Annotated in this window: 18 protein-coding genes; 13 read left to right on the top strand and 5 right to left on the bottom strand. The window is 42.0% G+C overall.

The window, feature by feature from the left end:
- Positions 1–17: 17 nt before the first annotated feature.
- Complete coding sequence (locus tag OFY17_RS08300) at positions 18–353, bottom strand: hypothetical protein (RefSeq protein WP_263530258.1); 336 nt, start codon at positions 351–353, stop codon at positions 18–20.
- Positions 354–1,325: 972 nt separating this feature from the next.
- On the opposite strand from OFY17_RS08300, the gene OFY17_RS08305 reads away from it, so the two are divergent.
- Positions 1,326–2,942: a methyl-accepting chemotaxis protein gene (locus OFY17_RS08305; RefSeq protein WP_263530259.1), complete on the top strand. Its 1,617-nt coding sequence runs from the start codon at positions 1,326–1,328 to the stop codon at positions 2,940–2,942.
- 94 nt (positions 2,943–3,036) lie between these two features.
- On the opposite strand, the gene OFY17_RS08310 is transcribed toward OFY17_RS08305, so the two are convergent.
- Together OFY17_RS08310 and OFY17_RS08315 are read right to left on the bottom strand one after the other, a co-directional pair.
- Positions 3,037–3,819, bottom strand: coding sequence for a CLCA_X family protein (locus OFY17_RS08310; protein WP_263530260.1), 783 nt, complete (start codon positions 3,817–3,819; stop codon positions 3,037–3,039).
- Positions 3,794–4,768 carry an RluA family pseudouridine synthase gene (locus OFY17_RS08315; RefSeq protein WP_263530261.1) on the bottom strand — a complete coding sequence of 325 codons (975 nt, stop codon included), beginning with the start codon at positions 4,766–4,768 and terminating at the stop codon, positions 3,794–3,796. The genes OFY17_RS08310 and OFY17_RS08315 overlap by 26 nt, the downstream gene beginning before the upstream one ends.
- 466 nt (positions 4,769–5,234) lie before the next feature.
- Between OFY17_RS08315 and rne the strand changes: the two genes are divergently transcribed.
- Both rne and OFY17_RS08325 read left to right on the top strand, forming a co-directional pair.
- Entirely contained in the window at positions 5,235–8,240 is a 3,006-nt protein-coding gene (rne, locus tag OFY17_RS08320; RefSeq protein WP_407659399.1) for a ribonuclease E, read from the top strand.
- A 123-nt stretch (positions 8,241–8,363) separates the two neighbouring features.
- The gene (locus tag OFY17_RS08325; RefSeq protein WP_263530263.1) at positions 8,364–10,010 is read left to right on the top strand and encodes a SulP family inorganic anion transporter; all 1,647 of its coding nucleotides are present in this window, start codon (positions 8,364–8,366) and stop codon (positions 10,008–10,010) included.
- Between the two features lie 228 nt (positions 10,011–10,238).
- On the opposite strand, the gene aceF is transcribed toward OFY17_RS08325, so the two are convergent.
- Together aceF and aceE are read right to left on the bottom strand one after the other, a co-directional pair.
- The gene (gene aceF / locus OFY17_RS08330) at positions 10,239–12,131 is read right to left on the bottom strand and encodes a dihydrolipoyllysine-residue acetyltransferase (RefSeq protein WP_263530264.1); all 1,893 of its coding nucleotides are present in this window, start codon (positions 12,129–12,131) and stop codon (positions 10,239–10,241) included.
- 92 nt (positions 12,132–12,223) lie between these two features.
- On the bottom strand, positions 12,224–14,890 hold the full coding sequence (gene aceE / locus OFY17_RS08335; protein WP_263530265.1) for a pyruvate dehydrogenase (acetyl-transferring), homodimeric type: 2,667 nt from the start codon (positions 14,888–14,890) through the stop codon (positions 12,224–12,226).
- A 773-nt stretch (positions 14,891–15,663) separates the two neighbouring features.
- Between aceE and nadC the strand changes: the two genes are divergently transcribed.
- The 10 genes from nadC (at position 15,664) to OFY17_RS08385 (ending at position 25,027) form a co-directional block, all read left to right on the top strand.
- The gene (gene nadC, locus OFY17_RS08340) at positions 15,664–16,509 is read left to right on the top strand and encodes a carboxylating nicotinate-nucleotide diphosphorylase (RefSeq protein WP_263530266.1); all 846 of its coding nucleotides are present in this window, start codon (positions 15,664–15,666) and stop codon (positions 16,507–16,509) included.
- Between the two features lie 14 nt (positions 16,510–16,523).
- A complete protein-coding gene (locus tag OFY17_RS08345; protein WP_263530267.1) occupies positions 16,524–17,720 on the top strand; it encodes an acetate/propionate family kinase in 1,197 nt (398 codons plus the stop codon).
- Between the two features lie 38 nt (positions 17,721–17,758).
- Positions 17,759–19,855, top strand: coding sequence for a phosphate acetyltransferase (gene pta, locus OFY17_RS08350; RefSeq protein WP_263530268.1), 2,097 nt, complete (start codon positions 17,759–17,761; stop codon positions 19,853–19,855).
- 107 nt (positions 19,856–19,962) lie between these two features.
- Positions 19,963–20,265 (top strand): hypothetical protein, encoded by a 303-nt coding sequence (locus OFY17_RS08355; protein ID WP_263530269.1) that lies wholly within the window; start codon positions 19,963–19,965, stop codon positions 20,263–20,265.
- A gap of 85 nt (positions 20,266–20,350) precedes the next feature.
- A complete protein-coding gene (locus OFY17_RS08360; RefSeq protein WP_263530270.1) occupies positions 20,351–20,806 on the top strand; it encodes a pilin in 456 nt (151 codons plus the stop codon).
- Positions 20,803–21,726 (top strand): GspE/PulE family protein, encoded by a 924-nt coding sequence (locus tag OFY17_RS08365; protein ID WP_263530271.1) that lies wholly within the window; start codon positions 20,803–20,805, stop codon positions 21,724–21,726. Before OFY17_RS08360 ends, OFY17_RS08365 begins: the two co-directional genes overlap by 4 nt.
- Before the next feature lie 12 nt (positions 21,727–21,738).
- Complete coding sequence (locus tag OFY17_RS08370; RefSeq protein ID WP_263530272.1) at positions 21,739–22,800, top strand: type II secretion system F family protein; 1,062 nt, start codon at positions 21,739–21,741, stop codon at positions 22,798–22,800.
- Positions 22,801–22,960: 160 nt separating this feature from the next.
- Positions 22,961–23,572, top strand: coding sequence for a dephospho-CoA kinase (coaE, locus tag OFY17_RS08375; RefSeq protein WP_263530273.1), 612 nt, complete (start codon positions 22,961–22,963; stop codon positions 23,570–23,572).
- Complete coding sequence (locus OFY17_RS08380; protein WP_263530274.1) at positions 23,566–23,790, top strand: DNA gyrase inhibitor YacG; 225 nt, start codon at positions 23,566–23,568, stop codon at positions 23,788–23,790. The genes coaE and OFY17_RS08380 overlap by 7 nt, the downstream gene beginning before the upstream one ends.
- Before the next feature lie 25 nt (positions 23,791–23,815).
- Positions 23,816–25,027 carry a tetratricopeptide repeat-containing response regulator gene (locus tag OFY17_RS08385; protein WP_263530275.1) on the top strand — a complete coding sequence of 404 codons (1,212 nt, stop codon included), beginning with the start codon at positions 23,816–23,818 and terminating at the stop codon, positions 25,025–25,027.
- Positions 25,028–25,029 lie beyond the last annotated feature (2 nt).

Consider the following 25,029-nt stretch of genomic DNA (forward strand, 5'->3'; position numbering starts at 1 on the left):
CCGTATGTCTACGATAATTATGTGTTTTGAATATTTAGCCATCTAAAGTGTTGCTCTTTTAGTAATCTATGCAGTTTGATAGGCATATTTTGTTGTAACTTTAAATCTGAGAGCTCATTTAATTCTAAAAATGAAATAGCAACAGCGTTTTCAATTTCTAGAATAACGTCATTTTTCGATAGAAGGCTCTCAATAAAATTAAGTATTTCATTTTTGCACGGGATATTGCACCTTATCGCATCAGCCAAAATGCCCATTTGGGTGTGTAGCATTCCAGACTCTTCACCTAACTCAGCAATGTCGCTTCCAAACTTCTCAACAACATCTCTACTAAAGTCATTTTCTCCATACATAACCATTTACCTATATGTATACCCATGCTTTTTTCTTCGAGCTCTATTATTTGTCAATATTAAAGTACTTTTAAAAAGACCACCGAACAGTAAGGCTGTTCACTTGAATTAATAATAGTGGCTAAATAAACTCTAACCGATATATAGCATCACACATTCCATAACCCTAAGCAAAACCTATTCCAGCTACGAAAAACATTCGATGCAATCCTGATTGCACGACAGCTCGATGTTTGGGCTACCGTGTTTGAAACAACATAAAACTACCAACAATAAACTAAACACCTTACGTAAAAGACCGCGTAGGAAATATATAGATTGAATAAGAAAACGAGGCGTTAAGATTCTGACCCAGCGAATTTTTGGTTACTTTTTGGGCGTTTGCAAAAAGTTACCCGCCCAGCAGGGCGGAAAGATGCTTTACAACCAGAGACTTCTATAGCCAATCCAAAAAATAGCTCTTGCCCAAAGCTCTGACAACAACTTATTCCAACTAAAAACATTCGATGCAATCCTGATTGACGACAGCTCGATGCTTGGGTTGCCGTGTTTGAAACAATATAAAACCATCAGTGAAAAACTAAACACCTTAAGTAAAAGGCCGCGTAGAAAATATATAGATTAAATAAGAAAACAAGGCGTTAAGATTCTGACCCTGCGAATTTTTGCCTATCTAATTCAAGGAAAGTTTTGGGCGCTTACAAAAAGTAACCCGCCCAGCAGGGCGGAAAAATGCTTTACAGCCTCAAAACTCTAGCGGAGCTAGCAACAGTTGCCCCCTCTTCCTGCTCCTCATTCCCTACGAGTAAATATTAGTTTTTAAGAAAACTTCTAAAAGGGGAGCTTTAGTTCTAAATTTTGCTAGAATTGCAGCAGCTTTAAAGCTTGCTGTATTAACGCTTTCCAATAACATGGTAATAACATCCAGCTTTTCCAATCTAAATCTTCCCTATAAATAAAATAGGTATAAAAATGACCATTAATACCAGACTGATCGTGGGCTTTTCCATCATATTGAGTATGATGATTGTTCTTACTTCGATAGGCATTCACCGTGTAAACTTCATTGACTCTGCGATTACACAGATGACAGATGTAAACGCAGTGAAACAACGCTATGCCATTAACTTCCGTGGCAGTGTACATGACAGAGCCATAGCCGTTCGTGACGTGGTATTAGCAAGAAATAGTTCAGAGGTGAATGCCAGTATTTCCGAAATCAACAAATTAGCTGATTTCTATAAGCAAGCCGCTAACTCTATGAATAGTATTAAACTAACTTCTGAAGAAAAGCGCCTGTATTCAAAAATTCAATCCATTGAGAGTAGCACCCTCCCTATTGTTCAAAAAATCATAGAGATAAACCAAAACGGCAATAAAGAAGAAGCACTGAATCTTTTATTAAATGATGCCAAGCCTGCTTTCACAAATTGGCTAGGCGCTATTAATGAGTTTATCAACTTAGAAGAAGCAACTACCCAGCAAGCGACAGCTGAAACAAGAATGGTAACAAGCTCATTTCAAGGCTGGATGGTTTCTTTAACCCTGATCGCAATTGTTATTGGTGCAAGTGTTGCTTTCGTCATTAGTCGTCGCATTCGTAACTCTGTTGGTGGCGAGCCTCAAGAAGCAGCTAAAGTCATTGCCAATATTTCCCAAGGTAATCTAACTCAAGAAGTAACCTCTTGCTGCCCTGATAGCATGATGTCATCCGTTCAGGTTATGCAAAGTCAACTTGTGCATATCGTGAACGACATCATCCACACATCAGATGAAGTATTAAATCGCTCAGAGTTCGTGGCAACTGGCACAAAACAAGCACTTGTTGCTGCTAAGAAGCAAGCTGAAGTATCTAGCATTGCCGTACAAGGTTTAGGTGAAATGAACCAAAGCATTAACACCATAGCGAATACGGTTCGCCAGACAGAGGAAAACTCCAACCTCACCGTTAAACTATCAAAGCAAGGCCGTGACGCCATTCAAAAAGTAGCGAATGAAATACAAAAGATCTCTGACACTGTTAGCGCTACCGTCGAGCAGGTGAATGTTCTACAGAAAAGAACTGGAGACATAGGCGAGATCATTAATGTGATTCGCAGTATTTCAGAACAAACAAACTTGTTAGCACTAAACGCTGCCATTGAAGCCGCAAGAGCAGGTGAATCTGGACGTGGTTTTGCCGTTGTGGCCGATGAAGTAAGACAACTAGCTCAACGCACCAGCGAAGCAACCAGTGATATTGAAACCATGATTAGTCAAGTTCAAGACGACACCCAAGCTTCCGTTGCGGCAATGGAAACGACAGTGCCACAGGTTGAAAATGGTTTGAGTTTAGCCCAAGAAGCCAACGGGGTACTGAGCGATATTCAGAAACAATCGAATGATTCATTAGGGAAAACGCTTGAAGTGGTTGAAGCAACAACATCACAAGTTGATATGGTGTTGGAGATCAGTAAAGGCATTGAAGATGTAGCAAGCATGTCTGAAGAAACCAGTGAGTTCTTACAAAGTAATACAGCAGAAACGCTCGCTCTTGAGGAGTTAGCGAATAAACTGAAGAAAAACGTAAACTACTTCACTGTTAAGTAACATTGACGCTGAAACAAAAAAGCCTCAGCTGTTTAGCTTGAGGCTTTTTTGTTTCAGCACATATCAATCTAATGTCGCTAATGATTAAGTCGTATTAACCAACTCTAGATAATGCGTAGCCCAAAGAATAAAAATATTCTCTAAACGCTTCCCCTATAAACACCCTCTGCTGTCCCTGCGGATACAGACCCGCTTTGGCTTCTTCTGAATACTTGCTACCTTTAACTAAAAAGCGACTCGCTGGGTTAGCATCTTCCACAAAAGCCTCAAACGCACGGGCGCAGATTTCTTCTGGTTTGGCGTAGTAGAAAATATTGTGGGTTTTATCGGCCACTAGTGAGGCCTTAAATAAGTCACTCGTATCATTACCATCTGGGCTTAATAAAATTGCTTTGAAGCACTCTGATAATAAGTTATTTAATGGGTGAGGTTTGATATTGCTCGAGTCTGGCTCTTTAAGCCAATTACTGGACGCAAAACTGGTGGATGGTGCGAAGTGAAACATTTTATCGCCCATATAATGGTCAAAAGCATGGAACCATTCATGGGCTAGACTGCCTGCCCCAGCATTTTTGGCTAAAGCTAACTGCCGTGTTGCGGGTGTATAGTGGGCAGCAACCCCTTTTTGCCCACCCTTACCAAATTGCAAACCTAGGGTGCCTCGTAAGGAAACCAATATTTCAGGCCCTTGCAAAATGGCCATTAAATCATGCAAGGCCAAATTAAATTGAATGGCCGCCCTATCTCTTTCTTCCTCTGTGACCCAACGCCCCATTTCTATACCACGAAAGTCGAATTGGCGACGAATCGTGACAAAGGAAACCGTTTGTTGGGTATAGTCATGCATAATATTAGAAAGGCGATACCAGTACGTCATTCATGAGTCGTTGCCATTCTTTTTCTAGCGGCGCTTCAAATACTTTCTTTTCACCATCTAGCATTATCTCTAAGCGTGTCGCATGTAGACACAAACGCTTAAAGCCCAACGCTTTGGTTTCTTTTAACAATTCAGCTGGCGAGTATTTATCATCCCCAACAATAGGGTAACCCGCATGGAGAGTGTGGACACGTATTTGATGGGTTCGACCTGTTACCGGTTCACATTCAACTAAACTGTAACCTTCAAACTGGCGCACAAGCTTAAATCGGGTCAGGCTTTCTTTGCCATCCGTATGCACTTTTACAACACGCTCGCCAGATTTCAATTCGTTCTTCAATAAAGGTGCGTTTACTTGCAGTTTACGCTTTGGCCAACTGCCATATACCAGAGCAAGGTAGGTTTTTTGTACACCTTCCTTTTCACGCAAAGCCGTATGGAGCTTTTTTAACACGGATCTCTTCTTAGCAATCATGATAAGACCTGATGTATCCCTATCAAGTCGATGAACAAGCTCAGTGAATTTTTCTTGCGGTCTCATTTGGCGAATAACTTCTACCAAGCCAAAACTTAACCCACTTCCTCCATGTACCGCTAAACCCGAAGGCTTATTGACCACAATCAGGCCTTTATCTTCATAAATAATACGAGATTCTATGTCGTTTTTAAGTTTTTCTGGCAGAGTCGGCTTATCAGAAGGCGGTGTAATGACAATAGGCGCAATCCTTACAATGTCTTCACTTTGCAGGCGATAGTCAGGCTTGGTGCGCTTTTTATTAACTCGGATTTCCCCTTTTCGGAGCAAGTTATAGATTTTCCCTTTAGGTACACCTTTTAAGAAGGTCACTAAAAAGTTATCTATACGCTGACCATCATTATTTTCGTCTATGGTGACGTAACGGACGGCCGGGCGAGGCGTTAAATTCTGTTCTGAGTCCGAGTTAAGCAAAGATTGGTTTCCTTTATAATTGAAGCACTTAGATTTTGCTGCTATATTAGCATTCGCACAGGGTAAGAGGTAACAAAACACCTCGAAGATAAGAAATTAGAATGAATGAAACCTACCAAAGCGACACTTTGGCCCTATCTTACCTCTGCAACAGTTAATCTTAAATAATTAAACCGCATGATTCGAAAACACCCGCGTCAGTGGAAGGAATTCTCATTAAGTTGCTCGACCTCGCAGGTATGCGTTGTGCAATAACAAAAGCAAAAAAGAACGAGACAGATTAAAGAGGCTATTTAGTAGAAATTACGACAGTTGTTGAATGATATCGTTTAAACACAATAAACAATCGCTCCCCAAGCTGATCAATAAAACTGAATATTTTGCTCTAATTTTAAGTCAAATTTATTAATGGTTACCCTACCACCGCCGTGACTCTTCGCATCAGCTAACAGAGTTCACACATATAATGATTAGAATGCTTATTAACGCAACTCAACAAGAAGAGTTGCGCGTTGCCCTCGTAGATGGCCAGCGCTTGTACGATCTTGATATCGAATCCGGTTCTCGCGAACAGAAAAAATCCAATATTTATAAAGGCCGTATTACTCGTATAGAGCCAAGCTTAGAAGCTGCCTTTGTTGATTTTGGCGCAGAACGCCATGGTTTCCTCCCTCTTAAAGAAATTTCCAAAACTTACTTTTCCAAAAAGTCCAACAACGAAGGCCGCATTAACATCAAAGATGTTTTAAGCGAAGGCCAAGAAGTTATTGTTCAGGTTGATAAAGAAGAGCGTGGTAATAAAGGTGCAGCGCTAACGACTTTTGTTAGTCTAGCGGGCCGCTACCTAGTTTTGATGCCAAATAACCCTCGTGCAGGCGGCATTTCTCGTCGTATCGATGGCGACGACAGAAGCAATCTGAAAGAAGCTATGTCAGGGTTAAAGACACCTGAAAATGGCGGACTTATTGTTCGTACGGCAGGTGTTGGTCGTTCTACTGAAGAACTGCAATGGGATTTGGATTACCTAGATACACTTTGGAACTCAATCACTAAAGCGGCTTCTGAGAAGCCAGCTCCTTTCTTGATTTACCAAGAAAGCAACATTGTTATCCGTGCCATTCGTGATTACCTACGCGAAGACATTGGCGAAGTACTGATCGACGAAAAAGGCGCTTACCAAGATGCCATCAACTTTGTTATGCAGGTAATGCCGCATTTCAAATCTCGCATTAAGATGTACACGGACACAACTCCCCTATTCAATCGTTTCCAAATTGAAACGCAAATTGAAACCGCTTTCCAACGTGAAGTACGTTTACCTTCTGGTGGTTCAATTGTTATTGACCCAACAGAAGCATTGGTTTCAATCGATATCAACTCGGCTCGTGCAACGAAAGGCGGAGACATCGAAGAAACCGCACTGCGCACTAACTTAGAAGCCGCGGATGAAATTTCTCGCCAACTTCGTCTTCGTGATATTGGCGGATTAGTGGTCATCGACTTTATCGATATGACACCAATTCGTAATCAGAAAGAAGTTGAGAATCGCATGAAGAATGCGCTTGCCGCTGACCGCGCTCGCATTCAAGTTGGTCGCATTTCTCGCTTTGGTTTATTAGAAATGTCACGCCAGCGTTTACGCCCTTCTCTAGGTGAAACCAGTGGTATTGTTTGCCCTCGCTGTACCGGCCAAGGCTTCATTCGTGACGTAGAATCTTTAGGCCTATCCGTATTGCGCCTAATTGAAGAAGAATGCGCAAAAGAGCGCACTGCTCAGATTCGCGCTGTCTTACCTGTTTCTGTTGCTACCTTCCTGCTTAATGAGAAGCGTACCAACATAGCAAAAGTTGAAAAACGCAACGACGTTCACATTATTCTAGTGCCTAACCCACATATGGAAACACCGCACTTTGAAGTGGAGCGTATTCGCGATGATAATTCTGTTATCACTCAAAATGAAAACAGCTACACCTTAGTTGAAACTCCAGAGCAAGCACCTTATGTGCCTCGCCAAGTTACTGAAGATGTTCGCCCTCAAGCAGCAGTCACAAGCATTGCTCCTAAGTCTCCAGCTCCTGAGCACGTTGAGCCAGTAGCTAAGCCGAAAGCAGTAACGAAAGCGAATAAGCCTGGTTTACTCTCTCGCATCATGAGAGCATTGTTTGGTGATAACCAAGCGCAAACTCAAACCAAAACTTCTCGTAGCTCCAATTCTAAAGCCTCTAGCAAAAAGCCAGAAGCGAATAGACCTACTAAAAAAACAGGCAACCGCAACAACAAGCGCAATGTTAAGCATCAGAGCACAGAGCGTGACGAGAAGCTGAACAACCAAACTGAACGCTCGACACGCAAAACTCGTCGTGAAAAAGCGGAAGCTAAAGGTAGCCGAAATACTAACCGTGACAACAAGCAAGAGCCACAAGAAACAACTGGCACTTCTCGTCAGGCACAAAAAGTGGTTCCTGAAGTTAAAGAACGTAAGCGTGAACGTAACAATAACCGTCGTCGCAGCGGTAAATTAAAAGATGAAGCGTTAGAAGCAGCCAACCAGTTAGAGCAAGAAACATCTGCTCAATTAGCCGCTGAGCAAAATGCGCAATCAGACATTAAGGACAATAAGGACGAGCCACAGCGCAAGTCTCGTCGTTCTCGTCGCTCTCGTCGACCAAAAGAAGATGCAAGCACTCAAGCTCAACAAGAAAATGTAGCAACGACTGAAGTGCAACAGCCATCTACTGTAGAAGCTCAAGTAACAGAAACTGTGGAAGCTAAAACAGAAGCGGTAAATATTGATTCGACTAACATCGAAGCGCCTAAGGCTGAGACCGCCAATACTGAAGCACCAAAAGTGGAAGCTGCTGAAGCTCAGGAAACGGTTACTGAAGTACCTCAGACAGAGGCTATTGAAGTCAAGGAAGAAATTACTGAAGCTCCTCAAACAGAGGCCACTGAAGCTAAAGAAGAAACTATCCAACCAACAGTAGAAACAATTACTGAAGTTGCTGAAGTTGCTGAAGTTGCTGAAGTTGCTGAAGTTGCTGAAGTTGCTGAAGTTGCTGAAGTTGCTGAAGTTGCTGAAGTTGCTGAAGTTGCTGAAGTTGCTGAAGTTGCTGAAGTTGCTAGCACTGAAACACCAGAAGTAGAGGTAGCACAAGCTCCTACAGAAGAGACTTCACCAGAAACAGCAAGTGAAGAAGCCCCTGTGGTAGAGACCAAAAGTGCTCGTCCCGCCCGCACACCTCGCCGCGGCCGTGGAAAACCAGCGGCTCCAGTAGCAAAAGCTGAAAACAAAGCGCCTATTGAATTACCTGCCGCTATCATAGCGCAACAGGAGAAAATGCGTCAGGAATTGGCTGAAAAGCGTAAAGTAAACAGCGAGAAACGACGCAGCTCATCAGGTCGAGTCAAAAACGACCCTAGGTTAGCTCGCGAGAATAACGCTTCTCCAGAGGCAAATTCAGAAAACAATTAATATCTTGTAATTTTTGTTTTATTCTGAATAAAGAGCCCGCCTGATGCGGGCTCTTTAATAAGTGAAGCACAAAGACTTTCAATGCATTAATATGAAGAAAAATCAGGCAGTGGATATAGCATAATGATCATTGACTTCTCTCGATTTAAAGATTGGAATTTACTGGGTGATTTATTTGGTGGGGCAACTACCGCTATCGTCTCCCTCCCTCTCGCCTTAGCCTTCGGCGTAGCCTCCGGTGCAGGAGCTGAAGCCGGGTTATGGGGCGCCATACTTGTTGGCTTTTTTGCTGCTTTATTTGGCGGCTCAACAAGCTTAATCTCAGAGCCTACTGGCCCAATGACGGTCATTATGACGGCTGTTTTAACCAGCATGATGGCAGCCAACCCAGATCATGGCCTTGCCATGGCCTTCACCGTCGTCATGATAGCAGGCCTTTTTCAAATATCCCTTGGCTACTTGAAGCTTGGGAAATACATTACCTTGATGCCTTATAGCGTCATATCAGGCTTCATGTCCGGTATTGGTATCATATTAATTGTTCTACAACTTGCGCCATTCCTTGGCCACCCCTCTCCAGCAGGCGGCGTCATGGGAACCATTACCGCCCTCCCACATTTACTATTAAACCTACATTTCTCTGAATTATTTCTGGGTCTTTTGACTCTAGGCGTTTTGTTTTACTTACCAAAGCACTGGCGTAAATATGTTCCACCGCAACTTGTTGCACTAGTCGCCATCACCCTTGTTTCTATCATTCTTTTTAGTGAAACCGACGTTCGACGCATTGGACTAATACCGTCTGGTTTGCCTTCAATTAAATGGCCGCACTTTGAAGCTAGCGTCTTTATGGAGATGGTGATTGATGGCCTAGTTCTAGGAACCTTAGGCTGTATCGATACACTATTAACAGCGGTTATTGCAGACAACCTAACACGCAAAGAACACGACTCTAACAGAGAGCTTATTGGTCAAGGTGTTGCCAACTTAACATCTGGCATATTAGGCGGATTACCCGGCGCAGGCGCTACCATGGGGACAGTGGTAAACATCCAATCTGGTGGCAAATCCCCGTTAGCGGCCATTGCTCGTGCCTTAATCCTGATGTTTGTAGTACTAGGGGCCTCTCAACTCATTAGCCCTATACCTATGGCCGTTCTTGCTGGTATTGCCCTCTATGTAGGCCTAAACATTCTTGATTGGAGCTTTTTAAAACGCGCCCATAAGGTCGCTCGTTCTCCTACTATCATAATGTATGGCGTTATGGCTTTGACTGTATTTGTTGATCTAATGGTGGCTGTGGGAATCGGTGTTTTCATCGCAAACATACTAACAATAGAAAAGCTCAGCCAGCTTCAATCTGGCGACGTAAAAGCCATCAGCGATGCTGACGATGACATCTTACTTACCGAAGAAGAAGCCGAGCTATTAGATAAAGCTGATGGCCAAGTTCTATTATTTTACCTATCAGGCCCGATGATTTTCGGGGCAAGTAAAGCCATTGCCCAACATCACAATAAGATACACAACTATAAAGCCGTGGTATTGGATTTGAGTGCTGTTCCTATGATGGACCTAACCATAAGCTTAGCCCTTGAAAACGCCATCAAGGATGCCATAGATGCGAAATGTAATGTCTATATATACAGTCCAAATGGTGAAACAACTGAGCGCCTAGAAAAGCTTGGGGTGCTTAAGCGACTTCCCCACAATGCTTTCTGTGAAAGCCGTCAGTCTGCATTAGAACAAGCAGTAGGTAATTTAGTATAATCCTATGAATCAGCGCCTGAGCTCTCAGGCGCTTTCCCCCTCCACCCCAAACCCTATTACTTCCTCCAAAACTAACCTACAAATATCCCTATTACTCTTCCCCATTAAAAATAACGACTTTTAATAGCTACCAGCATGACTAACTACAACAACCAAAAGACACTTTATTCAGGCAACAAAAAAGGCCGCATAAATATGCGGCCTTTTATTTTAACGATTAAGTATTGATCAAAGCGTCAGGCGACGTAAGTCACTTAATACAGAGTTCAAGAAGGTCATAAAGCGACCTGCATCACCACCATTAATTGCCCTATGGTCGTATGATAGACATAGAGGCAACATAGTGCGAGGCTCAAACTCTTTACCATTCCAACGTGGCTCAATGTCAGCTTTAGAGACACCTAGAATACCAACTTCAGGGCAGTTAACGATTGGCGTGAAACCAGTACCGCCAATTGCACCAAGGCTTGAAATAGTGAAACATCCACCCTGCATATCCGCAGGCTTAAGTTGCTTATCAAGCGCTTTCTTAATTAGCACGTTAGCTTCTTGCGCGATCTGAACTACAGATTTTTTATCTGCATCACGCAATACAGGAACCACTAAGCCAGCTGGTGAATCTACCGCGATACCGATATGTACATATTTCTTTTGCACATAAGTTTCGCCATCAGCCATTAGAGACACATTGAAGCTTGGGTTCGCAACCATTGCTTGCGCTACAGCTTTGATCAAGAAAGGAAGAGGAGTTAATTTAACACCCTGCTTCTCCATTTCTGGTTTCAAGCCTTTACGGAAGCCTTCAAGGTCTGTGATATCCGCTTTATCGAACTGAGTAACCTGAGGAACAACCAAAGAGTTACGAACCATGTTCTGAGCTGTTAGACGCTGGATCTTACTTAGCTTAATAACTTCAACTTCACCAAACTTACTAAAGTCTTGGTCTGGAACAGTCGGTAAGCCAGCACCTGATGCAGCACCAGCCGCAGGGGCAGAAGCTGCTTTTTGTACAGCGGCTTTCACGTAGGCATGCAAGTCTTCTTTCGTAATACGATTACGAGGACCAGTTGGGCGAACCAATGCTAGATCAACACCAAGTTCACGAGCCAACATACGTACAGCAGGGCCAGCATGAACTTTCTTAGAAGGTTCAGACAATACTGCAGAAGTATCAACAGCTGCAGGAGCTGACGCTTTTGCTGGCGCAGCAGTTTGAGGTGCCGCAGCGGCTGGAGCAGGAGCCGAAACTGGCGCAGCGGCAGGAGCAGCAACACCTTCAACTTCAAGCTCTAGTACAGGATGACCCTCAGAAACTAAATCACCTACATTGATAGATACAGATTTAACAGTACCCGCTTTCGGTGCTGGAATTTCCATTGAAGCTTTATCTGTCTCAAGCACGATAATAGAATCGCCTTCAGCGATTTTATCGCCAGCAGAAACCGCAACTTCAATAACCTCAACACCTTCAGCGCCACCAATATCAGGAACATTGACGACTTCAACACCACCTGAAACAGGTGCCGCAGGAGCTGGAGCCGCAACAGGCGCTGATACTTCAGCTGCTGCAGAGGACTCAGTCAATAGAACTAGAATATCTGCACCTTCAGAAACAGTGTCTCCCACTTTAATAGTGATAGACCCAACTTTCCCAGAAGCTGGAGAAGGAATATCCATAGAAGCTTTATCAGTTTCTAGAACGATTAGTGAATCACCTTCCGCTACATCGTCACCTTCAGCAACGCAAACTTCGATAACTTCGACGCCTTCAGCACCACCAATGTCAGGAACGGTAACTTTCTCTTCACTTGCCACTGCAGCTTGTGCTGTAGCCACTGGAGCAGGCTCTTCTACTTTTGCTTCTGGAGCAGATGCCGTTGCACCCTCAACTTCAACAACAAGAATTTCATCACCTTCAGACAACAAGTCACCTTCTTTAATAGAAATGCTCGTCACTTTACCAGCTACAGATGATGGTACATCCATAGAAGCTTTATCTGTTTCCAGAACTATAATTGATTGGTCGACTTCAATAACATCGCCAACACTTACACTGATTTCAATAACTTCAACATCAGCCGCACCACCAATATCGGGTACTCGAACGATTTCAGTACTCACAGAAATCTCCTTTGTCTTTTAGACGCATCAAACTTAAAAACTCATCTAACTTGGAGCTATCCTCCAAGTTAGATACCTAGCTTGTCAGATAATTAGCAAGTTACAGGGTTTGCTTTTTCTGGGTCTAAGCCAAATTTCGCAATTGCTTCACTTACTACAGATGCTTCAATTACACCGTCTTGTACTAGTGCGCTTAGGGCAGAAACAACCACCCAGTAACGGTTCACTTCGAAGAAGTGACGTAGTTGTGCACGAGTATCACTGCGTCCAAAGCCGTCTGTACCTAGTACGTTGTATGTACCTTTGATGAACGGACGAATTTGATCTGCGAACAATTTAATATGGTCGGTAGACGCAATAACTGGACCTTTACCTTCTAGGCAAGTCTCAACATAAGATGGGCGAGCCGCCTCTTCTGGGTGTAGCATACTCCAACGACTTGCATCTAAACCTTCACGACGCAATTCGTTGAAAGAAGTAACACTCCATACATCAGAGTTTACACCGTAATCTTTATAAAGAATTTCAGCCGCTGCTTCCACTTCACGAAGAATTACACCAGAACCAAGCAATTGAACTTGTTTCTTATTGGCTTTCTTCTCGTGAGACTTAAGCTTGTACATCCCTTTAATGATGCCATCTTCAACGCCTTCAGGCATATCTTCATGAGCATAGTTTTCATTCATTACTGTTAAGTAATAGAAAACACTCTCTTTCTCTTTATACATACGACGCAAGCCATCTTGAACGATAACAGCAACTTCGTAAGAGTAAGTAGGATCATAAGAGATACAGTTAGGGATAGTACCTGCCAAGATGTGAGAGTGACCATCTTCGTGCTGCAAGCCTTCACCATTCAGTGTTGTACGACCTGCTGTTGCACCCAATAGGAAACCACGAGCCTGAGAGTCACCTGCTGCCCAAGCCAAGTCACCAATACGCTGGAAACCAAACATTGAGTAGTAGATGTAAACAGGAATCATTGGAAGATTACTATTACTGTAAGAAGTCGCTAACGCTAACCAAGAAGAGAATGCACCGGCTTCATTGATACCTTCTTGAAGGATCTGACCGTCTTGTGATTCTTTGTAGTACATAACCTGAGTGTGGTCATGTGGCGTGTAACGTTGTCCTTCACAGCTGTAGATACCTAGCTGACGGAACATACCTTCCATACCGAAAGTACGAGCTTCATCGGCAAGAATTGGCACAACACGTTCGCCAATATTCTTGTCTTTCACCATAACATTCAATGCACGAACAAATGCCATAGTTGTTGAAATTTCACGGCCTTTCGTACCAGCGATTTGAGCTTTAAATGCTTCTAGTGAAGGCACTTCTAGCGCTTCACAATCACGACGACGAACTGGGAAGTCACCACTCAATTCTTTACGACGTGCGCGCAAGTATTGCATTTCAGGGCTATCTTCAGCTGGCTTGTAGTAAGGCAGATCTTTAAGCTCTTCATCACTAATTGGAATACCGAACTTGTCACGGAACTGAGCCAAAGACTCTTCATCCAGTTTCTTAGTTTGGTGAGCTGTATTCTGCGCTTCAGCCGCCTTAAACATGCCGTAACCTTTAACGGTTTGTGCCAAGACAACAGTAGGCTGACCTTTATGTGAAGTCGCTTCTGCATAAGCTGCATAAACTTTGTGAGGGTCATGACCACCGCGATTAAGATTCATGATCTCATCGTCGGTCATATCTTTAACCATCTCTAGCAACTCTGGGTATTTACCAAAGAAATGCTCACGAGTATAAGCGCCACCATTTGCTTTGTAGTTCTGTAGTTCGCCATCGCAAACTTCATTCATACGCTTAACAAGCAAACCTTTAGTGTCTTTTTCGAATAATGGATCCCAATGACGACCCCATAGACACTTAACAACGTTCCAGCCAGCGCCACGGAAAACACCTTCAAGCTCTTGAACAATTTTACTGTTACCACGAACAGGGCCATCAAGACGCTGAAGGTTACAGTTGATAACGAAGATTAAGTTATCTAATTTTTCACGACCTGCAAGGGAGATAGCACCTAAGGATTCTGGCTCATCACACTCACCATCACCTAAGAAAGCCCAAACCTTACGGTCACCTTGATCGATCAAACCACGGTTATGTTGGTATCTCATTACGTGTGCTTGGTAAATAGCTTGTAATGGCCCAAGACCCATAGATACTGTTGGAAACTGCCAGTAATCCGGCATCAACCAAGGGTGTGGGTAAGAAGAAATACCTTTACCATCGACTTCACGACGGAAATTATCTAATTGCTCATCTGTTAGGCGCCCTTCAATGTAAGAGCGAGCATAGATACCAGGAGATATATGACCTTGGAAGAAAACCATATCAGCTTCTTGCTTATCGCTATTACCGCGGAAGAAGTGATTGAAACCAATATCATAAAGCGTTGCCGCTGAAGAAAAACTTGTAATGTGACCACCAAGCGTAGAATCAGCTCGGTTTGCCTTCATTACCATTGCCAATGCGTTCCAACGAATAATGGAACGGATTTTACGCTCCATGAATACGTCACCCGGCAATGGCTTCTGATTTTCAGGAGATATTGTATTCCGATATGGTGTCGTGATGGACGACGGCATTGACGTACCAGCTTTTGAAGCTTCATTCGTCAAACGATTTAAAATGTATTGTGCGCGATCAGGACCTTCTTCTCGAAGGACAGACTCAAGCGCATCGACCCACTCTTTGGTTTCAATTGGATCGATGTCTTCGAGTATATGCTGCTCAGTCATCGTGTAAATAACTCCCGCTATTAGAACAGATACTTAACAAACAAGAACACTAATTGTATTTAGTGACTTGCAAGCTACTTAAACAAATCAATCGAGCTTTACAGAAACGCATAAAGCCCAGCCGATCTAAGGATAAAACGACACATTAACACGCTGTGTACTATGTGTCGTTTTATCTTTATATCTAATGAAAATGCTTTTTATTTTTATATTTTATCCATTACATCGACCACTGATTATTAACCAGTCGATTTGCTTCCAAATTTTAGCTTGGTTCAACAAGCTCAACATTAATTTTTCATGCGCCTTTTCTGTAAAACTAAAGACCCACAAAAACTCAAAACTTTGTACCAAATTAAGGACTTCATGTAGGCAAAATCCAACCTTCTTTTACATGTCAGTCCTTTAATTTGAGCGTAAGACTATCACCTATTGGACAATTCGACTAGCCAGCAAGCCTAAGAATGCAATTATTCACTCTAGAATGGGCTATGAAAAAGCTCTCAAGAACAGCTTTACACTTGCAACTTGACGGCATTAAACAGAAGTTTTGCAAGCAACCACTAACATTCATAAAGAAAATCAAAGTGATAAGTCATACAAATATAAGCTTTTTTATAATAAAAAAGCTAAAAAAACGTATTAGGTGCTATTTTTTTGAAGTCAAAGCCAATTCATATCAACAAATCCAAACAATCGCCACTGACGAGACTGAAATATCAAGCTACAATGCATTTTTTATAGTTTTGAAATTAAGAAGTTAGGTAAAGTAAATGACCCACTTAGATAGTCAGCTAATTGAGCATATGCAGACGCAAGTTAAATTTGCACTTACAGAAGATGTTGGCACTGGGGACATCACTGCACAATTAATTCCTGAAGATAACACCATCACAGCAAGTATCATTAGTAGGGAAGCCGCCATTCTCTGTGGTCAAGCATGGCTTGAGGAAGTATTTCTTCAGTTGGGAAATAATGTGTCTATCACTTGGCATCAAAATGATGGAGACCTACTAGAAGCAAATAAGCCTTTTGTCACTCTTTCAGGCAATGCAAGAAGCATTTTAACCGGTGAGCGTACGGCTTTAAACTTCATTCAAACATTATCCTACACAGCAACAGTTGCAAACGAATACAGCAAAGTTGTCGCTCACACTAACCTCTCTATATTAGATACTCGAAAAACCCTGCCTGGACTTAGGCTAGCGCAAAAATATGCGGTTACTGTTGGTGGTGGTAAAAATCATAGAATTGGGCTTTACGATGCGTTCCTAATTAAAGAGAACCATATAATGGCTGCAGGCTCTATTCAAAATGCCATAGCCATGGCAAAAAAAATCGCACCGGGCAAAACAATTGAAATTGAGACGGAGAATCTAGACGAAGTTGAAGAAGCCGTTACTGCAGGCGCAGACATTATAATGCTAGATAATTTCACCTACGCTGACATGTCAAAAGCCGTTACAACCTTTAAAGGTAGAGTAAAATTTGAAGCATCAGGAAATATGACAAAAGAGCAGCTTCTAGAGGTAGCCGATACAGGCGTTGATTTTATATCTATTGGCGCTTTGACAAAACACATTCAAGCGGTAGACTTATCGCTACGCGCCCACAAATGAGAATGGAAGTCATTATGAAAGACAGTATTTTAGTTATCAATTGCGGCAGCTCATCATTAAAATTTGCCATACTAGCTAACGCCGGACAACAGACTTTAGTTGAAGGTATTGCTGACCGTTTAGGATCCACAGAAAGCAGCATTTCATTTAAGTTTGAAGGAACAAAAACCGAGATTGCGCTGAGTGATGGCAGCCATAAAAGTGCCGTAAACCAGATTAAAGAATGGCTTTCTACTCAACCACAAATTGAGGCATCGCTTGCCGGTATTGGCCATCGAGTTGTTCATGGCGGAGAAACTTTCTCAGAATCAGTGCTAATAAATAAAGCTGTCATAGATGGAATTAAAGATTGCGCACGATTTGCACCACTGCATAACCCGGCACACACTAAAGGGATTGAAGTTGCCTTTGAGCTCTTCCCTGGTCTACCTCAAGCCGCTGTGTTCGATACGGCCTTCCATCAAACACTCGATAAAGAGCAGTTCTTATACCCAATACCCATGTCGCTATATCGCGAACACCATTTCCGTAAATATGGTTTCCATGGCACCAGCTACCGTTATATCAGCAAACACTTAGCAGAAATATACAAAGAAAGTATAAATGAAGGTGTACTTGTAGCTCACCTAGGCAATGGCGCTAGTGTGTGCGCTATTAATAACGGTAAAGCGTCTGACACCAGTATGGGCATCACTCCGCTAGAAGGCCTTATGATGGGAACGCGTTCTGGTAGCTTAGACCCAAGTCTCCTCTCATTTATAAGCGAAGCAGAAAACATATCACCAGAAGAAGCGCTTTCTATCCTCAATAAGAAAAGTGGTTTGCTGGGCGTTTCTGAAATATCTAATGATTGCCGTACGCTTGAAGAAGCTATGACATCTGGAGACAGTAAAGCCAAATTAGCACTCGATATGTTTGCCTCTCGAACAGCAAAGCACTTAGTTAGCGCAGCTACAACGCTTGATAGTATTGATCACCTAGTCTTTACTGGTGGCATAGGTGAAAACTCATCTTATATTCGAAGCACGATTTGCAAGTACCTAAAAGCGTTCAATATAGAAATAGATAATACTTTAAATGATACAGCGCCCAGAGGCGAAGTGTTCGAAATAAGTGCAAATGGACATAAGACCAAGGTATGGATTATTCCAACTAACGAAGAGCTTATGATCGCACTGGATACTATTAACTTAATTCAAGATAAGCCGTAATTCACAATTAAACAATGGACTAAATTTTAGGATATTTTATGCCGATTAATGTACTTATGACGGTCCCAACGGGACCAGGCGTAGGCTTAACATCCGTCTCAGTAGGTCTTGTACGCGCCTTAGAACAACAAGGCTTACAAGCAAGCTTTTTCAAGCCTATCGCTCAACCGCAACCGGGTGACGAAGGCCCAGACAAATCAACAGCAATGGTTACACAAGGCTCGACCCTCATTCCTGCCGAGCCTATTCCACTACATGAAGCTGAGCGCTACCTATATAACGACAACATTGATGAATTAATGGAAGAAATTGTTGGGCGCTTTCAATCCAGCGTAGAACCCAATTCCACCGTTATTGTTGAAGGACTTGCTCAAATTTCAGGGCACCCCTATGCAACGCGTTTAAATAAAGCCATTGCACGAACGTTAGACGCAGACCTTGTATTAGTCACTGCGCCTAATAACATGCGAGTTAACGAGCTAGAGCATCATGTTGAAATAGCAGCTGGCTCTTACGGTGGCATTAAAGCAAATGATGTCATCGGTTGTATTTTAAACAAAACAACCCCCGGCTCATTAGGCGTAAAATCCTACGGTGATTTGTTCGCCCAAAGAAGTATATTCAAGCGAAATTTCAGCTTACTTGGTCAAATTCCAGCCTCGGATGAACTCACCTTCCCTCGAGTAAAAGATGTTGCCGATTTCCTTGGTGCAAAAATTATTAATGAAGGGGAGCTAACTAGCCGACGCGTACAATCCTATACATTATGTGCCCGCGGTGTTGAAAATGTACTTGAAGCTTTACGCCCAGGGGTCTTGGTTTTCACTCCCGGTGATAGAACAGATGTCATCATGGCAACAGCAATTGCCGCTTTAAACGACATAAAAATTGCAGCCCTTGTAGTGACAGGTGACTACCAACCAAGTGATGCCCTAATGAGCTTGTGTGGCAAAGCCATGGCAAAAGGCCTACCAGTTTTATCGGTACAATCGAATAGCTGGGAAACCGTCATCAATATGCAGTCTTTCAACCAAGAGATTCCATTAGATGACAAAGAACGAATCCTAATGGTCAAAGAGCATATTGCTCGCTGTATTGATCATGATTGGATTAATTCATTTGCTATGAACCAAGAGGAGAGAAAACTTTCTCCACCAGCATTCCGTTTCCGCTTAATAGAGTTAGCCCGCTCTCTCAACAAACGCATCATCCTTCCTGAGGGTGAGGAAGCAAGAACCATTCAAGCAGCCTCAATTTGTGCAGAGCGAGGTATTGCGCGCTGTACATTACTAGGAAGTAAAAAAGAAATTCAACGAATAGCCCAAAATAATGGCATAGAAATTCATCACAATGTTGAAATTCTTGACCCGAAGACCATTCGAGAAGAGTACGTTGCTCCAATGGTTGAACTAAGAAAAGCCCGTGGTTTGACTGACATTGTTGCCAGAGAACAACTAGCTGACAATGTAGTACTAGGCACAATGATGTTGCAGGTAGGTGATGTAGATGGACTCGTATCCGGTGCCGTCAATACTACCGCCAACACTATTCGCCCAGCTTTACAGCTAATTAAAACATCCCCCAATGCCAGCTTAGTCTCTTCTGTATTCTTTATGTGCTTACCAGATCAAGTACTGGTTTATGGTGATTGTGCTATTAATCCTGATCCAACCGCTGAGCAACTTGCAGAAATTGCCATTCAAAGTGCGGATTCTGCTGCCGCTTTTGGCGTGACACCAAAAGTCGCAATGATTAGTTACAGTACTGGTGGCTCTGGTAGTGGTAATGATGTCGATAAAGTAAGAGAAGCAACGAGTATTGCGCAAACATTACGACCAGACTTGTTAATCGATGGTCCATTGCAATACGATGCCGCAATTATGGAAAAGGTTGCCAAGCAAAAAGCGCCAAATAGTAAGGTAGCAGGTAAAGCCACTGTCTTTATATTCCCTGATTTAAATACAGGTAATACGACTTATAAAGCGGTTCAAAGAAGTGCGGATGTAGTGAGTATCGGCCCTATGCTACAAGGTATTCGCAAACCTGTTAATGACCTATCGCGTGGCGCCCTAGTCGATGACATTGTCTACACAATCGCTATTACAGCAATTCAAGCAGGACAAGCTGAGGCTTAATTTACACGCCGCCATATGTCCAATACAGAGCATAGCTATTTACCTGTATTGGACATAACTTAAAATGCCAATTAGTATTAACCTATATTCACTTGTTGGAGATCACTATGTCTGGCAGTTTACCCCACTCTATCGCAGTTGCGAATCACACTATGACGCCACCGATAACACCAGGCCATACCCAGTTCGACACTCGATCAGATGATGATACCAGTACAGCTGATTTGAATGCTCGTAACGCCAAAGCCTCAAGTGATTTGATAGTAACCATTTCAGAAGAAGCAAAAGCGTTAGCACAACGCTACGATCAATTACGTGAAGAAGACCGTAGAATCAAAGAGCAAGACGAAAAAACAGCAGCAGAACTCGCCCAAGAATTAGAAGATGAATTTGCCGATGACAATTATTAGTTCTATTAACTAACTCAAGTTCATAAAACACCTTATTTAAACCGCTTTAGGCAGGATGCCAAAGGCTAAATTACTCAAGGATGATATGATGCATACTCTTCGCCTACCTTTCTCTATGCGTGGATTTACGCTCTTAGAACTCATGGTTGTTATAGCCATTATTTCTATTTTAGCGACACTGTCGACGCCCTCTTTCATTCGTTATGTGGCTAAAGCCAAACTATTAGAAGCACAAAACATTGCTACACAGCACCAATCAATTATTGAAGAATTCATCCTCATAAATGGTAAGTTCCCTTCAGGTGCGGATTTCAATCTCATCAAAGCATCCCTAGCGGATAACTCTATTGTCAGTTCTATAAATGTAGAAAATGAAAATGACTCGACTGGTGATCTAAAACTAATTCTCTCAGAAAGCACAGGGGTTACAGAAGGACAATACTTTATCTATTCTCGAGACGAAAACAGAAATTGGACATGTACTTCAGACCTAAATGACAACCTACTCCCTCCCCTGTGCCAAGCGGGAGAATCACCATGATGCTAGAAGAAATTATTTCCAAGGCAATAGATCAGCATGTCACAGACATTCATATAGAGGATTCAAGCTCAAGTATTCGTGTATTCCAACGCCATAATGGAGCACTTTATAAGACGCTAGAGTTCCCCCACGATACCAGCTTACTAAACCGCATTAAGATTCGCGCAAATCTAGATTTATCGGAAACGAGGAGAACACAAGAAGGGCAGTTTTTACTTGAAGAAACCAACCGTAAAACTTTTATCCGAGTTAGCATTATCGCGACGGTAAAAGGTGAAAAAGTAGCATTACGATTATTGCCCGACAGAAATAGAATAGCCCTTCAAGATACAGGGATGAGCAAAGCTCTCTTAAACACTCTGCATTCCAAACTAGATGAGCTAAGTGGCCTTATTTTTGTTTGTGGTGCAACCGGAGCTGGAAAAACCACCACTCTATACTCCTGTCTCGATAACTTAAACCAAGGAGATAAGAGTATATTTACCATAGAAGACCCCGTTGAATATAAAACCGATGGAACTTTCCAATGTGAACCGAATATAGACATAGGGCTTGACGCCCCGCATTTATTAAAGTCATTTATGCGACAAGACCCTGATGTCATTATGGTCGGAGAAATTCGTGATGCCACAACAGCGAATCTAGCTGTAAACGCCGCTTTGACTGGTCATCTTGTTCTCGCCACACTCCATACAAACTCCCCTATCGATGCAATACATCGCTGCCATGGCTGGAATGTGGACTTTTTCTCTCTAGCAAGCTCCCTACAGCTGATTATTCACCAGTCCATGAGCTATCAAACAGGCCAACCACAACCAATATTTAATGCATTACAACCAAAATGGACAACACCTTTGCCAAGTTCGTATCAGACTTTAATTGAGAATCCTGAGTTATGGAATGTATTCCCACATGAATAAAGGGTCTAAAACATGCCTTGGTTCAAAGTAACGGAAAGAGCCGGAGAAATACACTATCTACATTCAACCAGTAAAGAGGCGCTTCTCTGCGAGTTTATCACGCAACAAAATTGGGCTATTGAAGTAGCGGAATGGAATCCTAAAAAGCTCAACTACAGAACCTTATTAGTTTTTTACGAGGAGCTCTACAGCGCTCTACAATCTGGCATACAAATTAAAGAAGCCATATCTCACCTTGGCACATTTTCATCAAAGGCAGACATAGCTCTCATTTGTAGCGCCATAGTAAGTGAATTAGAAAAAGGTAGGCCCTTAAATACCACCTTAATGAAGCTGGTTGAGCCGCCAGTTCAAGCGTACTGTAAATTAGTTAATACAAACAGCACTAAAGAAGCCTGTCTTAGCAGTCTTGAAATTTCCATAAAACAGTTAAGAACACTATTAGATTGGTCTCAACGTTTACTCAAATCTTTACTATACCCCTTCTTTTTAATTCAACTGGCTATCATCATTTTGATGATCAATTTTCTAGTAACTTACTCATTAACTGAACATCTAATAAACTTTATATTCATTATTTTTCTATACGCTTTATGCAGTTTGACACAACTAGCCCTCATCCTGAGCTTTCAAAGAGGTGACGCTTGTCATTGGCTAGAAAGGTATAGTTCTAGCTTCCGATTAAATAAGTTTTTTTCACTACTCAACACAATTAGAAATACAGGATGCACATTACAAGAAGGGGTTTGGATAGCCGCTCAACATTTCACTTATCATAGATTTAAACTAGAAACCCTTACGGTTTATTATAAACTTAGACTTGGCAACAGCTATATAAAAAGCTTTCCTCAACATTGGTTCCCAAAAAGCTCTAGCCTTGCTCTGCACTCTACTCAATATGATGGTGATATAGAGAGAGCTCTCACTTTAGCCAAAATAGAACATGAAAAAAGCTGGAACATAAAAATACAGAGGTTGGAGAGAATATTACCCGCTCTATGTTTACTCATTGCCGCGGGCTTTGTTACTCACACTATTATTAAGCTATATCTTCCACTGCTCAAAGTTGCGTAAATGCCAATATAGGCGCTCTGACCAACCTCTCGATCACGCTGGTTTGTGCAAGTTTAACTGGAATCCTATACACTCTATTGACTAATGAAAGTAGGACTAAGTCCATATCATGTGGACCTTTTCTTATATTTTCCTAAACAACGATAGTTTTTAAATATTTATGATAAAGCAAACACCTCCTGTCATAGGGCTTGCTGGAGGCATAGGCTCTGGTAAAAGTACAATAACCTCTTTCTTCCATAAGCTTGGGGTTCAATCTGTTGATGCTGACGATATCGCAAGACTGGTTGTCGAACCTGGGTCCTACTGCCTACATAAAATAGTACAGAGATATGGTGAGGGGGCTTTATTACCAAACGGGGAACTTGATCGGGCCACATTAAGGAATATCATTTTCAACGAACCTAGCGAAAAAACATGGTTAGAATCATTAACACATCCTGTCATTCGAGAAGAGATAGCGAAACAGCTAAGCAATGCCACTTCAAGCTACGTATTACTTGTTCACCCATTACTCTTTGAAACAAAGCAAAATACTCAATGCCAATTAGTTATTGCAATCGATGTCCCAGAGCATATTCAGGTAGATCGTGTAGTGAAAAGGGACACCTCAGATGCGGAAATGGCAAAAAAGATTATAAACACCCAGCTAAACAATCAAGAAAGATTGAAGATGGCCGATCTAGTATTTGAAAACTCTGGCAATCTTGATGATATGAGTGATAGAGTCTTAACAATGCATAACAAGATCATTGAGTTAATAAAATGTTAGAAAACAATAAAGTAACACTGATTGCTTGCCCTACATGCCAGACTAAAACACCTTGGACGACAGAAAATGTTGATCGTCCGTTTTGTAGCTCTAGATGCAAGCTTATTGACCTTGGTGAATGGGCAAATGAATCCTACTCCATCCCACAACAGGACTCGGAAGAGGATGAAATATTTTCGGAAAGCCTAACGATAGATCCGAATAAATCATTTATGTAACAGTGAAAATGGAAACAAACCATCTATGACATCACAGGATTTCTCTAAGAAGAAAGCGCTTCTAATAGAAGATATGGCAGAAGCTCGTATCATGCAGAAGAAAATGCTGACTGATTTTGGTTTCACTGCCATTGATATTGCAATGAAGGCTGAAACAGCCATCGATCTATTAAAAAGCAAATCTTATGATGTGGTTTTTTCTGATTATAATTTAGGTAAAGGCAAGGATGGCCAGCAGTTATTAGAAGAAGTTCGACGTTCAGAGTTAATCAAAAATACTTCTGCTTATCTCATGGTTACCGCTGAAACATCCGTTGAAATGGTTATGGGGGCTATTGAATTTCAGCCAGATGGTTACATTACCAAACCCTTTTCACAAGTAGTTCTGCATCGTCGTCTTTCCAAATTAATTGAAATGAAAGAGAGACTATTAGAAGTAAATAAGGCACTCGATGCAAAAAAATATGAGAAAGCAATAGAAGAAGCCCAAAAGACTATAGAAAAGCACCCTTCTCTTACTGGTAAATGTGAACGAATTATTGGCGACTGTTACTTAGAGCTCAAAGACTATGATAACGCGCTCAGAGTGTTTAAAGAGACCCTAGCAAGCCGAAAAATGCCGTGGGCTCTATTCGGCAAAGCCAAAACCTACTTCTTTCTTGATAAATTAGACAAAGCAGAGCAAAACTTTCGCCAACTTATGCTAGATAACCGTTTTTTTGTAAGTGCTTATGACTGGCTCGCCAAAATTCAATTGTCTCAAAACAAGCCAGAAGAAGCCCAATCAACAATATTAGAGGCGATAGAAAAGTCCCCTAAAAACCTACTTCGCCAAGTTGAATTGGGAAAAGTGAGCTTATTAATAAAAGACTATATTACAGCTGAGTCAGCTTATCGACGAGCTGCTTTTCTTGCCAAGCACTCATGCTTCGATATAGATGAGATTTACTTATGCCACTTAGATTCTATTGTACATTTAGCAAGTGAAGGCCCCCTATCTTCTCGCCATAGAGACAGCTTTAATAGAACACTGAAAAACGTTCATGAAATATCGATTGACAATCCAAGCCATAGAGCAAGGGCTTATCAATGCGAATTAGAGCTGGCATTAAATGAAAGCAATCTAACTAAAGCAAAAACCGTCTTTGAAACATGGAAAAATGAAACAGAAAAAGGCTCCGCATCGGCACCGACAGAGCAACAAAGCGCCACTTACCTTCAAGCTTTTGGAGAATAACG

This window comes from Marinomonas sargassi, assembly GCF_025716875.1.
Taxonomy (GTDB): domain Bacteria; phylum Pseudomonadota; class Gammaproteobacteria; order Pseudomonadales; family Marinomonadaceae; genus Marinomonas; species Marinomonas sargassi.

Bases quoted from the DNA above. Each gene is read 5' to 3' on its own strand.
- OFY17_RS08300 (WP_263530258.1), bottom strand. From the start codon at position 353: ATGTATGGAGAAAATGACTTTAGTAGAGATGTTGTTGAGAAGTTTGGA.
- aceE (WP_263530265.1), bottom strand. From the start codon at position 14,890: ATGACTGAGCAGCATATACTCGAAGACATCGATCCAATTGAAACCAAA.
- coaE (WP_263530273.1), top strand. From the start codon at position 22,961: ATGATAAAGCAAACACCTCCTGTCATAGGGCTTGCTGGAGGCATAGGC.
- OFY17_RS08380 (WP_263530274.1), top strand. From the start codon at position 23,566: ATGTTAGAAAACAATAAAGTAACACTGATTGCTTGCCCTACATGCCAG.
- OFY17_RS08355 (WP_263530269.1), top strand. From the start codon at position 19,963: ATGTCTGGCAGTTTACCCCACTCTATCGCAGTTGCGAATCACACTATG.
- rne (WP_407659399.1), top strand. From the start codon at position 5,235: ATGATTAGAATGCTTATTAACGCAACTCAACAAGAAGAGTTGCGCGTT.
- OFY17_RS08345 (WP_263530267.1), top strand. From the start codon at position 16,524: ATGAAAGACAGTATTTTAGTTATCAATTGCGGCAGCTCATCATTAAAA.
- OFY17_RS08365 (WP_263530271.1), top strand. From the start codon at position 20,803: ATGATGCTAGAAGAAATTATTTCCAAGGCAATAGATCAGCATGTCACA.
- OFY17_RS08310 (WP_263530260.1), bottom strand. From the start codon at position 3,819: ATGACGTACTGGTATCGCCTTTCTAATATTATGCATGACTATACCCAA.
- OFY17_RS08370 (WP_263530272.1), top strand. From the start codon at position 21,739: ATGCCTTGGTTCAAAGTAACGGAAAGAGCCGGAGAAATACACTATCTA.
- OFY17_RS08305 (WP_263530259.1), top strand. From the start codon at position 1,326: ATGACCATTAATACCAGACTGATCGTGGGCTTTTCCATCATATTGAGT.
- OFY17_RS08360 (WP_263530270.1), top strand. From the start codon at position 20,351: ATGATGCATACTCTTCGCCTACCTTTCTCTATGCGTGGATTTACGCTC.
- pta (WP_263530268.1), top strand. From the start codon at position 17,759: ATGCCGATTAATGTACTTATGACGGTCCCAACGGGACCAGGCGTAGGC.
- nadC (WP_263530266.1), top strand. From the start codon at position 15,664: ATGACCCACTTAGATAGTCAGCTAATTGAGCATATGCAGACGCAAGTT.
- OFY17_RS08385 (WP_263530275.1), top strand. From the start codon at position 23,816: ATGACATCACAGGATTTCTCTAAGAAGAAAGCGCTTCTAATAGAAGAT.
- OFY17_RS08325 (WP_263530263.1), top strand. From the start codon at position 8,364: ATGATCATTGACTTCTCTCGATTTAAAGATTGGAATTTACTGGGTGAT.